The 12,397-nt window shown below is 39.1% G+C and carries 10 protein-coding genes; 1 reads left to right on the top strand and 9 read right to left on the bottom strand.

Going from position 1 to position 12,397, the window contains the following annotated elements; genetic code table 11:
- Positions 1–27: 27 nt before the first annotated feature.
- The 4 genes from aroF to IGL70_RS05500 all read right to left on the bottom strand — a co-directional run bounded on the left by aroF (position 28) and on the right by IGL70_RS05500 (position 6,789).
- Positions 28–1,050 carry a 3-deoxy-7-phosphoheptulonate synthase gene (aroF, locus tag IGL70_RS05515; protein WP_002324971.1) on the bottom strand — a complete coding sequence of 341 codons (1,023 nt, stop codon included), beginning with the start codon at positions 1,048–1,050 and terminating at the stop codon, positions 28–30.
- A 657-nt stretch (positions 1,051–1,707) separates the two neighbouring features.
- Positions 1,708–2,682 carry a beta-galactosidase small subunit gene (locus IGL70_RS05510; protein ID WP_002289516.1) on the bottom strand — a complete coding sequence of 325 codons (975 nt, stop codon included), beginning with the start codon at positions 2,680–2,682 and terminating at the stop codon, positions 1,708–1,710.
- Positions 2,663–4,546 (bottom strand): glycoside hydrolase family 2, encoded by a 1,884-nt coding sequence (locus IGL70_RS05505; protein WP_002289518.1) that lies wholly within the window; start codon positions 4,544–4,546, stop codon positions 2,663–2,665. Before IGL70_RS05505 ends, IGL70_RS05510 begins: the two co-directional genes overlap by 20 nt.
- A 17-nt stretch (positions 4,547–4,563) precedes the next feature.
- A complete protein-coding gene (locus IGL70_RS05500) occupies positions 4,564–6,789 on the bottom strand; it encodes an alpha-galactosidase (RefSeq protein WP_104765482.1) in 2,226 nt (741 codons plus the stop codon).
- A gap of 113 nt (positions 6,790–6,902) precedes the next feature.
- On the opposite strand from IGL70_RS05500, the gene IGL70_RS05495 reads away from it, so the two are divergent.
- Positions 6,903–7,937 carry a LacI family DNA-binding transcriptional regulator gene (locus tag IGL70_RS05495; RefSeq protein WP_010727612.1) on the top strand — a complete coding sequence of 345 codons (1,035 nt, stop codon included), beginning with the start codon at positions 6,903–6,905 and terminating at the stop codon, positions 7,935–7,937.
- Between the two features lie 66 nt (positions 7,938–8,003).
- Here the strand turns inward: IGL70_RS05495 and IGL70_RS05490 are convergent, their stop codons facing one another.
- The 5 genes from IGL70_RS05490 to IGL70_RS05470 all read right to left on the bottom strand — a co-directional run bounded on the left by IGL70_RS05490 (position 8,004) and on the right by IGL70_RS05470 (position 12,394).
- Positions 8,004–9,017, bottom strand: a complete 1,014-nt coding sequence (locus IGL70_RS05490) for an alpha/beta hydrolase (RefSeq protein ID WP_104765483.1) — start codon at positions 9,015–9,017, stop codon at positions 8,004–8,006.
- 77 nt (positions 9,018–9,094) lie between these two features.
- Positions 9,095–9,265, bottom strand: coding sequence for a methionine synthase (locus IGL70_RS05485; RefSeq protein ID WP_240186559.1), 171 nt, complete (start codon positions 9,263–9,265; stop codon positions 9,095–9,097).
- A gap of 458 nt (positions 9,266–9,723) precedes the next feature.
- A complete protein-coding gene (locus IGL70_RS05480; RefSeq protein ID WP_002295229.1) occupies positions 9,724–9,852 on the bottom strand; it encodes a 30S ribosomal protein S9 in 129 nt (42 codons plus the stop codon).
- Between the two features lie 2 nt (positions 9,853–9,854).
- The gene (gene rlmD, locus IGL70_RS05475; protein WP_104765484.1) at positions 9,855–11,228 is read right to left on the bottom strand and encodes a 23S rRNA (uracil(1939)-C(5))-methyltransferase RlmD; all 1,374 of its coding nucleotides are present in this window, start codon (positions 11,226–11,228) and stop codon (positions 9,855–9,857) included.
- A 110-nt stretch (positions 11,229–11,338) separates the two neighbouring features.
- Positions 11,339–12,394, bottom strand: coding sequence for a diacylglycerol kinase (locus IGL70_RS05470; RefSeq protein ID WP_002295235.1), 1,056 nt, complete (start codon positions 12,392–12,394; stop codon positions 11,339–11,341).
- Positions 12,395–12,397 lie beyond the last annotated feature (3 nt).

Genomic DNA, 12,397 nt, shown 5'->3' with positions numbered 1-12,397 from the left:
TCACTTCTTTCTTTTAAAAAGCTGGAATTAATCGAGTGTCTGAATCTTTTCCATTGCTTCTTTCATGATCGCAACTTCTTTCATCATGCGTGAGTAAGTCTTTTCATTCAACGATTGGGGACCGTCTGACCAAGCATTTGCAGGATCAGGATGGATCTCTACGATCATGCCATCTGCTCCGCTTGCCACACCCGCACGAGCCATTGGTGGTACAAGATCCCAAATTCCTGTACCATGACTTGGATCAACAATCACAGGGAAATGAGTTAATTTTTTCATCAATGGGACAGCACTTAAATCAAACGTATTACGTGTCGCTGTCTCGTAAGTCCGAATTCCACGTTCGATAAAAATGACAGGAGATTTGTCTTCGACTGCAATGTATTCTGCAGCATTAAGCCATTCATTGATCGTACCGGAAATTCCACGTTTCAATCCAACAGGTTTACCTGTTTTACCGACAGCAGATAGCAGTTTAAAATTTTGCATATTACGTGCGCCAATCTGTAGGATATCGCTGTACTCAGCCACCATATCGATATGCCCTTCATCCATCACTTCAGTAATCACTTTCATTCCAAATTCATCAGCCGCTTGACGGATGTATTTCAATCCTTCTTCTTCTAAACCTTGGAAAGCATATGGAGAAGTACGTGGTTTGAAGGCACCACCTCGCAGAATTTTTGCGCCCCCGGCTTTGGCCATTCGCGCACATTCTCTGATTTGGTCTAATCCTTCGATAGAACAAGGACCAGCCATCGTCACGAAACTGCCGTCACCAATTTTTACTCCGTCTACATCCACGACTGTATTGCCAGGATGGAATTCTCGAGAAGTCAATTTGTATGTGTTTAAAATACGCACAGCATTTTCTACTCCTTCATAGCGTGTAAATGCTCCTTCTTGTAAACTTCGCGTATCACCTTTTAGTCCAATCACTACTCGTTCTGTTCCTTGATCGATTGAGACTTTGAATCCTTCTTTTTCGATATGATCGACGACTTTTTTTATTTGTTCTTCCGTTGCTTCTTTTTTCATAATTACTATCATTGTTTTTCCCGCTTTCTTTTGTTTACTTATCTATCTTGGCTGATTTTCTCTACTTTTTCAAGGTGGTTTTACATTGATTCCTACTAAATGACCGTGTCCTGTTGTTCTCATTTTCGCTCCTTCTTTCCTACTTATGACCCAGATAATCAACAAAAAAAGATGTCCCTGTAGGAAATTGCCTCTACAGTGAACATCTTCAACGAGCCTTAAAAAGCGCTGCAAAAATATAAAATAGCCACTATAGATGAATTTCTCTACGTGGCTGTAAGTCGTGTTTAAAAATCTTTAGCCATCATAGATACAAACCTGGTTTGTTTGTACCCACGAAGTCATGAATACAAACCTATCTAAAATAGCTAAAGTAATACGTATTCAGTTTTGTAAGTTTTCTAGATTTCATAAAAAATCGCTCCAAACTGATGTAAGAATTGTACCTAGTATAGACATAAAAAAATCGACTGTCAATCATTTTTATGAAACTTTTTTTAATTTTCTGATAGTTAACTTTGTTTTTCAGAAAAATAACAATTGGTTTTATTGAAGAAAATAGTCATGAACAAAAGACTCTGAGACTCTTTTACTCCCTTATTCATGACATATAGAATAAAGCAGCTTTGTCTTGTACACTCCGTTTTTCAAATAATAATCTAAAGATTGCTACTGAATAATAAAGCCGATTTCATGGTCCTCTTCGCTGCTGATTCGGTAAGGTGACTCAACATCCGCTCCCCAGCTATTGATACCCCCGACTCCTCTTACTTTTGCAAAAATCGTAAGAACCGTTCGTCTTTCTGGCGGTAGTTCTTCTATATGTGTTGCCTGTTCCAGTTCTTCTGCTTTGAATGGTAAAGCGGAAAAAGCAAATGGCGTATCCTGCTGTTCAAATCGCAACGAAAAATCTTCTTGATCTTTATCCGTATTATCCAACGTTTGATTTCTTGTTAGTTCTACCCATTTCGTTTCCATATGCATGCCGCATTCTTGGGGAACAAGGTATGGGGAAACGGGGAGTCCTGCCACTTTATAAATACCTTCGACACCACCAGCCATCCGATCCGGATATGTTTCCCCTGATAGGCCTTCATACTCAAAAAATTTTGCTTTCGTTGGCATAATGAACCTTAAACCCAATGCGGGTAATTCCGGTAATCCTTTTTGTCCATAATAATGCATATTGACAAGCATTTTACCCTCTCCAGCGATTTGGTAGGAAATTGTCACTTGGGTTTTTGGTACTGTGTTGATTTCCAGTGTAAAAATGATTTCAACCGTTTCAGCGTATTCATTACTTGAATATTGATTATTTACTGGAGCAATCGGCAAATCGATCTTTTTATTGTCCACCAGTACTTCTATTTCTTTGACTTTTGGATACAATCCGGCTCCTAACCACATACCGGATTTAAATCCAAATCCGCTACCTCTGTCATTATCGGTCGTTGCTCGCCAAAAAACTGGAAGTGTTTCCCGGTATAGCCATTCTTTTCCGTTTTTATTGAGCGATTCCAGTCCGCCTCTTGTATAAGAAAAAATATAATGCGTATTCCCCGATTTGACACCTAATGTACAGTCGCCGAAGACGATTGCAACTTTTTCCGTATCCATATGACTTTTATTTACTGTATTTTTCATAATAATATCTTACCTCCTGCATGGCGGGTTTTTCTTGTCCATCTGCAAAAACGATTCCATTCCCTGAGAATTCATAGTCACTTGGTTTATCGTCAAAGTCACCGCCATAGCGCATCACTTCTCTGCCTGTGATTGGATCAGTCACTTGGATCGCCTGATCTTTAAAATCCCATATATAGCCTCCTTGGTACATTTCATAACGATCAAGCAACGTCATGTAAGAATCCATTCCACCTAACGAATTCCCCATGTCATGCATATATTCACATAAGATGAACGGTTTTTCCGCTTTATTTTCAAGGTAGTCAATGATCTCTTCTGGTGGCGCATACATGCAGCTTTTTACATCTGAAATCGAATCTTCGAATGCTGGATTTGGAAAATTCCCTTCATAATGGACAAGTCGATCGGGGTCTACTTTTTTGAAGTAATCGTTCATTTGTCGAATGTTTTCTTCCGCATAAGATTCATTTCCAAGAGACCAAAAAAGAATACTTGGATGGTTTTTTAATGTTTCGAAATTCGTTTTTGCTCGATCAAGAACAGCCGCCTGCCACTGAGGTACTGCACCTGGTACGTTGTAAGAAGGCTCAAATGCGCCCATTTTTTGCCATGAGCCATGGGATTCGAGGTTCGTTTCCGCCATCACATGGATTCCTGCTTGGTCGCATAAATAATACCAAGTGATCTGGTTGGGGTAATGAGATGTCCGTACGCCGTTGATCTTTGCATTTTTTATGATAGCCAAATCTTTTTCCATATCTTCTATAGTGATGGCGCGTCCTTTTTTCGGATGCCACTCATGTCGATTTACCCCGTTGATAATCATCCGTTTTCCATTGAAGTATATGATTTTATCTTTGATTTCGATTTTACGAAAACCGAAGGAATAGTCAATATATTCTGTTACTCTTTTTTCTTCGTCTATCGTCTCCAATTCAAGCTTATATAAATTGGGCTGAAAATGCCCCCACAGTGCCACATTTTCAAATCCATCGATGCGAATCGTCATTTGCTCTTTTAACGGATATTGCTGTTGATAGATTTCCTTCCCATCAGGATCTAGTATCGCTACATTCAGCTGACTGTTTTTGGCTACTTGCTCAAAAGACAAATCTACTTCAAGTTTGCCATTTTGACATTTGTCATCTAAGCGAGGTTTGATCCAAAGATCTTCTAAATGGTTTTGTCCTCGAGCAACTAAGAAGACATCTCTGAAGATCCCAAAAAATCGGAAAAAGTCCTGATCTTCCAAGAATGCAGCTGTACTTCTTTTGTAAACCTCCACAGCTAGAATATTTTCTTCTTCCAAATAAGGTGTTAAATCAAATTCAGACGGAGTGAACGAATCTTCGGCATACCCGATAAAATGACCATTCAACCAAATAAACATTGCTTGTTCTACACCAGCAAAATGAATCGAGATTTGTTTTCCCTTTAGACCTTCTTCTAATCGAAAAGTCGTCAAATACGAACCAACCGGATTGTCTTTAGCAGCTGAAAAGATCCCTTCCGCCTCTTTCTCAGGGCTTGTCGTGAAAGGGGGACGGCGAAATACATGTCCCTCCCACGGATACATCGTATTGATGTAATGGATCTTGTCATAATTTGCTAATTCAATATGACTAGGAACAGTGATTTCATCAAAAGAACAGGCATCAAAATCTTTTTTATAAAATGTTTTTGGTCGTACCGAAGGATTTGGCGAATAACAAAAACGCCATGATCCATTTAAAGACTGTTTAAGGGAGGATGTGGTTTCTACTTCTTCCCTTGTTGCATAGCAAACATGATCGCTATGTGCATTTGATTGGTTCACTCTAAAAACTTGTGGATCATCTAACCATTTTATATTTGCTTTCATACTTTTTTCCTTCTCTCTCATAACTTTTTGAAATGAAGCAGTTCTGTTTGGAAATCACCTTGAAAATCGGGGAAGTAAAGTCCAACTGTCATCAATTCGGCCCCCGAAAATATCCGCTTCGAGGTCTGTTCCTGATAAAGTGCCTCATCATCTAACCCCATCAGATATACTTCATGGAACGCTGGTTGAGCTGAAGCTAGTATCCTCCCTAAAAACACAATAGCTTCATCTTGTTTAGGAGACACAAACATCCATGCGGCAATATTTTCTTCAAAAGGACTCGCCAAACGATAATAATGGCCATACTGGATCACCGGACGAATCGTTTGATAGGATATAATTTGGTCTTTGACTTGCTTTTTTTCTTCAGGAGACAGCTTTGTCAAATCCAGTTCATAACCAAAAACAGCGCTCATAGCTGTTTCTCCTCTTGTTTTCAACGAAGTAGATCTGTCGGTCTGATGATTTGGTACAGCTGATACATGAGCTGTGATGGACGAAATCGGATAAGCAAGGCTTGTTCCATATTGGATTTTCATACGCTCCACTGCATCCGTGTTATCACTTGTCCATGACTGCGGCATATAATAAATAAACCCGGCATCAAACCGTCCACCTCCACCAGAACAGCCTTCCCATAAGATTTCCGGATAATCAGTTGTCAAATGTTCAAGTAGTTCATAAAGCCCGAGCATATAACGATGCGCTACTTCTCCTTGTCTCTGTGGGTCAAGGGTAATCGAATAGACATCTGAAAGCGAACGGTTCATATCCCATTTGATGTAGTCAAGAGGAATCGTATCTAAAATCTTTCTCATTTGTTTCTCAATCGTCTGCCGAACATCTAACCTTGTAAAATCCAGTACATGTTGTGATCTGGAAGCAGAAGGCATTCTACCTGGCTCCTGCATAAGAAAATCAGAATGTGTTCGATACAGTTCAGAATCAATCGAGATCATTTCAGGTTCAAACCATAAACCAAATTTCAACCCTTTGCTATGAGCATAATCTGCTATTTCACGTAATCCATTTGTCAACTTGCCTTCATACTCGAACCAGTCTCCTAATGAAGAATTGTCCGCATCTCTTTTTCCAAACCAGCCATCATCTAATACGAACATTTCGATGCCTAGCTCCTTTGCTTCATCAATGATCGCCTTGATTTTTTCACTATTGAAGTCAAAGTAAGTGGCTTCCCAGTTATTGACCAGAATCGGCCGTTCAGCAAATTGATGACGACCTCTTGCGATTCTTTCACGTAGCAACTCATGGTGGATCTGACTCATTTTGTTCAATCCCTGACTTGAGTAAGAAAGGATCATTTCAGGTGTTTGAAAAGACTGGCCTGCATTCAATTCCCACGAAAAACGATGGCTGTTGATCCCACCGACGACTCTCAATTGATTGATTTGATCTTTTTCAAGTTCGAAAGAATGGTTGCCGGAATAAACAAATTGAAGTCCGATCGCTTCTCCAGTATTTTCTGTCGTATGATGATGAACTAAAGCAATAAAGTTATTCATATGGTGACTGCTCGTTCCTCGACGGCTTTCAAATACTTTTGTTCCAGATAAAACAGATTGCCGTGAAATCTGTCTTTCATTGACATGTGCTCCTGGCAAAGCAATGACTTCATCAAATCGCCTAGTATGGGCAAAGTCTAGCTGGAAACTAGCTGCTTTTTCTAGTTTGATTGTTTCTCCGGTTTCATTTCTTATCTTTACAGATCGTGTGATCACTGCTCTATCAGTAAATATGGTATAAAACAAATCGAAATAAATCGCTGTTTCTCTATCCTTAAGTGAAATCACCAACGTTTGTGCCTCTGACTTGTCCATCACATAAGTTTGAGGCAAGCCTTCGATCTCTGGCTTCCCATCTGTAATATAATGGCTGTCATATCTCAGATCCAGTAAGTCTGACCCATTCTTGCGCTGAATGATCGATGCGGGCGTTCGAAAGTCCATGCTGCCATGAGAAGAGTATTCTTGCGGTAGTGTATCTTTCGACAGAGACCGGTCAGGATTTAAGGGAACATTTCCTGAAAATCCACGATCTCTTCGGGGATAATTTTTATTGTCTTTGTACTGCTTGACTGGTTTGCCAAAATAAATATGCGCCAATACATTGCTTTCTTCTATCTTTATCAGATAAGAAAGAAATGTATTTCGTAAATGGAAGACTCGGCTCTTTTCATCAAATAAGATGAAATTTTTATCTGTTTTTCTATGCGTAATATCCATCATTTCACTCCCATCAAAACGGAAACCGTTTACTTTTTTTATAATTCCTGTATACTGTTTACTAAACAATTTTGTCAATAAAAATTTTTTATTTTTTTGAGGAGTGTGTAAAAATGGTTGGAATTAGAGATGTCGCACGAAAGGCAAATGTCTCTCCTGCTACAGTTTCCCGCGTGTTGAATAACGATCAGACGATCCATGTGGCTCAGACTACTCGGCAACGGATAGTAGAGGCAGCTGCTGCGTTGGATTATGACATCAGTACTCGTAAATATATCAAAAAGAGAATGCCTTCGATTGGTGTGATCTCTACGATCGGCAAAGCGAGCGAAGAACAGGATATCTATTACAAACATTTGCGAGTAGGGATGGAAGAAGAAGCTCGACGTCTGCATTTAGGGATGAATCGAATCTATAATCTATCTGATAATCCTAAACAATGGGAAGATCTAGATCAGTTAGGCGCGGTGATCGTTGTTGGGACTGTTACGAAAGAATCGATTACCGCCTTGTTAAAACAAAACATGCAAATAGTCGTCGTGGATAACCCTGACATCCAGCAAGAGGTCGATATGGTGTATGCAGATCTTGAACGGATGACTAAAACCGTACTGGAATTGTTCTTAGAAAATGGTCATAAAAGAATAGCCTATATCGGGGGATATAAAGTCGATATGGATGAATTCGGTGGGAAGCAGATTTCTATAAATGAAAAGAGGATGCGTGCCTATCAGCATTTTATGATCGATCATCACTTAGAAAAATATATGTCTTATCATCTAGGTGGCTGGACAGAAAAACAAGGTGAGGTACTTGCGACTGATCTATTAGAAAATGAATCCCCTCTTCCTACTGCCATTCTTGTCGGGAGCGATCCAATGGCAATCGGTGTCTATCGGGCATTGAAGCAAAAAAACATCCAAATTGGAGAAGAGATTGTTGTAGCAAGCTTCGATAATATCGAGACAATTGCAAATCTCTCCCCTGGCTTGACCAGTGTTCAAATCAATGCAAAATCAATTGGGCAAGCAGCTGTTCGAATGGCATTGGAGCGAATTGACGGTATACGTGATGAACCGATCATTTTGACTTATCCTGCACGATTGATTGTTAGGGAAAGTTTTATCCCAAGAACAAAAAGGTATTGAAAGAGAGGTTGTGAAAAGCCGCTTCGTTTCTTCATACTCAAAACGAAACGGCTTTTTCACAACCTCTTACTTATACTTATTCACAAAATCCAATGTCTGCTGGTAACAATTTTGCGATTCTTTTAGCGTGTAATCAAATTGGTATTCATGGGTAATCTCTTTTTTTGTATCTGTATAAAACAAGGATTGCACGGGTACCTTTAATTCTGTCAACCGATTTTCTAATGCTTGACCTTGCTCCTGGAATGAGTATGCATTTCCGTCAGTTATATACGTTGGCGGAAATTCCTTAGAAACATGGTCAGCCACACTAGCTTCTTTCAATTGCTCACTCGTTTTCCAATCTTTTGTTCCAATCAACGACCATGCAACAGTTTTGACGAAGAACTTCATAAATCGATCATCCGAATGCTGCTGTGCTGTTAGCTTCAAATCAACAGGTCCGCAATAAGAAATGGTTCCTTTCAGACTATCTTTTGGAAGTAGCTGTTTGATTTTCATTTGTTTAGCATACGCGTCATTCGTTTGTATAGCTGCATATTGCAATGCGATTTGTGAACCTGCACTATCTCCACCAAAAAATAATTGTTCCATGTCTAGCAATTTGTCGTCTTTTTCTTCAGCTAATAAATCTTTAATCAGTTCATTCACTTGAAGAACTTGATTAGGGTATTCTGAATCAGGCGCTAATTCATAATTCATCGCAACCACTGCGATGTTGGCGTCTGAAACTAATTTTGTCGCAAATTCTTTGACACCCGATTTATCTCCGCCGACGAATCCTCCACCATGTACCCAAAATAGAACAGGAACAGGCCCCTTGCTGTTTTTTGGATAGTAGATGTCATAAGTATTCTCTTTATACTTGGACTCATACGTCAAATCTGTTTTTTTCGTCACGTTTTTTTCTGCTTGATCGAACGTTTTTTTATCAGTGATTTGAACAGTATTTGAAAACATATGGTTGATCAAGAATGCTCCAGGTCTGGGGGAAAGCTGGAAGGCAAGAAAGATTGCAAACGCGATCCCAAGAATGATTCCGAAGAACCATCCGATAAATTTAAGAATTTTCTTTTTCATAAGGCTCCCTCAGTAGTTAGTATTAAGCATTCTGATTATACCATAGTGTTATTTCCTATCAAGCTCTCCTAGATGATTTAATGATTTTCCCCAAACTTCTTCTGCAATGCTTTTGACAAAAGAAATTTTTTCCATTGTTCTTCAAACAAAACATTTTCTTCTTCTGTTGAAGCAAATCCACATTGAGGACTTAAGCACAAACGATCCAAAGGCAGATATCGTGTCGCTTCGTAGATCCGGTCAATCACTTGCTAGTGCTCTTCCATTTCGCCATTTTTCGTTACAGTCAAAATCTAAGACAACTAATTTATCTTCAGAGACTTTCTCTAAATGAACAAAACTCCCAGCACGTTCACTATCGTATTCTAAATAATAGGCACGGACATTTTCTTGAGTAAAATAATGGGTCTGCTACGTCGTCATAACCCCCTGATGCCACCCAAATCGAATAATAATTTCCGCGTCAAATATGTATATTTAGTGTTGAATCATTTGAGAATATGAAAATAAAAATCTTTTTGATCAATCAGTTAATCAAATTGAAATAACGAAAAATCTGAGACAGAATGACGTTCATTCTGACCCAGATTTGATTTTGCACAACTCAACAGTCCTTATTGGCAAATCGCCAAAATAATGTAGACTAACTAAAAAGACTAAGAAACAATAACAAAAGTTAACGCTTCTTAGTCTTTCTTTAGCACGTCTATTTATTAAAGATTTTAGGGCCTTTTCTCATGTTTTTACGATCATTTTTAGGTGTTTCCATTTGTTTGGATCGGCCTCCACCTTGTTTCTTTTTGATCAATTCTTTCATTTTTTCTTTTTGGTCCATTTTTATTCTCCTTTAACGAATGAAGCGACTAATTCGATATGATGGGTTTGCGGGAAAAGATCTACAGGCTGAACTTTCTTCACGGCGTAACCTGCTTCTGCAAATAACTTAGCATCTCTTGCAAAAGTTGCTGGATTACAAGAGATATAGACGATTCGTTCTGGTGACATTTCGATTGCTGATTCAATAAAATGATGATCTAATCCTTTACGTGGAGGGTCTACTACGATCACAGATGGTTTGACCCCTTTTTCTTGCCATTTTTTCATGACTTTTTCTGCTTTTCCGACTTCATAATGAACATTTTCGATTTTATTATTTAAGGCATTGAACTGTGCATCTTCAATTGCTTCTGGAATAACTTCCATCCCATATACCTTATCTACTCTGTCAGCTAGAGACAATCCGATTGTACCTATTCCTGAATAAGCATCGATCACAATGTCTTTTTTATCCAACTCGGCAAATTCGATGGCTGTTTGGTACAAATACTCTGCTTGTTGAGTATTTACTTGATAAAATGACTTCGCTGAGATTCGATAGGTTTTTCCTAATAGCTGATCTTCGATATAGTCTCTGCCATATAAAACTTTTTCTTTGTCTCCTAAAATCACATTTGTTTTTTCTTCATTGATATTTTGGATGACCGAAACCACTTCTGGCAATTCTTCATGAATGGCTTCAGCAATTTCCTTGGATTTAAAGAATTTTTCTTTACGAGTAACTAAAACGACCATCATTTCATGGGAATAATGACCACGACGGATAATGATGTGACGAAGCTGTCCTTCATTTTTTTCTTCATTATATCCTCGTACTTGGAACCGTTGCAAGATATCTCTGACTACTTTGATTGCTTGATCGATGACAGGATCTTGGATATAAAAATCTTCGATAGGGACTAGATCATGGCTATTCTTTTTGTAAAAACCGGTGGCTAACTGTCCATCGATACGGCGAACAGGGATCTGTGCTTTATTACGGTAGCCAAATGGTTCTGCCATTCCGACCGTTGGAAGTACAGGAACTTCTGGCATCTTAGCAATCTTCGCCATTACATGCTCTACTTGTTTTTGTTTGAAGACAAGCTGTTGTTCATACTTCAAATGGGCTAAAGGTGCGATACCTGTGCGAAGTAATGCATTGTTTTCTACAGGCTGACGATCAGGTGATTGTGTAATAAATGTTTCGACTTTTCCATATCCAAACTTATTGCCTGCTTTTACTACTAGTATTTCTACTTCTTCTCCAAGGAGTGCATTTTCGATAAATAATGGATAACCATCGATTTTTGCTACCCCCATTCCTTCATAACTCAAGTCGACGATTTCGACTGTATATCGTTCGTTTTTCTTTACTATTTGCTGTTCTGTCATATTTTGCTCCTTTAAGCCTATTTTTCAATCCTACTGAACTCTACTATAAATCAGCTAATTACACAACTAAAACCGGCACTGACCTTACTACGTTCAGCACCGGCTTTTGATTAATTCTTTTGATTAGGTGTTTCGTCTGCTATTTTTCCGTCACCGTCGATATCTTCATCCGTTAAACGTTCGACTTCTTTTACGAATTCTTTGCTGACAACCTCTAATTCTTCTTCATCTGTACCTGTGATTGCTTCATCAGGAATCTGATCGGTATTGGCAAAGAACTCAATGTGTTGATGAAGATTTTGGAAATGCATCGGTGCTTCCCCGCCGTATTCACCATCTAAGTTGATCATTACTGGTCGATTGATATCATCTTCTGTTTCAACGAACAAACTGCTTGTTTTGGTATAGATTACTCTTGGATCATCGACATGTCGACCGCCATTCAGCATGAGTGCTGCAATATGCAAGATCTCAAAGATATTTGCTGTCTTCACAATGATTAAAGAAAACTTCCCATCATCCAATTTGGCATCTGGCGCGATCTGTTCGAATCCTCCAACAGAGTTCGTCAGCCCTAGGAAAAACATCGAAGCATTTCCGATATATTCCCCTTCATCATACTTCAAGCGCATTTTGATTGGCTTTACTCGAGGCAGCATCTCTGCTCCTTTCGCAAGATAAGCAAGATAACCAAAAATACTCTTTAGTTCTGATGGAACTTCATAAGTCAATTCTGTCAAATAGCCACCTGCAGCGATATTGATGAAGTAACTGTTATCAGAAAGGCCGATGTCCATTTTTACGGTTTGGTGTTTTTTTATCACTTCTGCTGCTGCTTTAATATTATCTCTAGGAATTTTTAATGCTCGAGCATAGTCGTTCGTTGTACCAGCTGGGATGATGGCCATTTTAGGACGGTGTTCAAGCGGAGCGATTCCATTAACCACTTCGTTGATTGTGCCATCGCCACCAGCTGCCACTACTAGATCAAAACCTAGTTCTGCGACTCTACGTGCTTCATTCTTGGCTGAATCTGGTTCTGGTGTAGTTGCATAGGCGCTGGCTTCAAATCCTGCTTCTTCTAATGCCTGTAGGATATCCGCCAAATTTTTTTTCAATAATTCTTTTCCCGAGGTGGGGTTATAAATTACGCGTGCTTTTTTCATTTT

Source organism: Enterococcus sp. DIV0901a, assembly GCF_051711525.1.
Taxonomy (GTDB): domain Bacteria; phylum Bacillota; class Bacilli; order Lactobacillales; family Enterococcaceae; genus Enterococcus_B; species Enterococcus_B faecium.
This window is presented reverse-complemented; position numbering and strand designations above follow the sequence as displayed.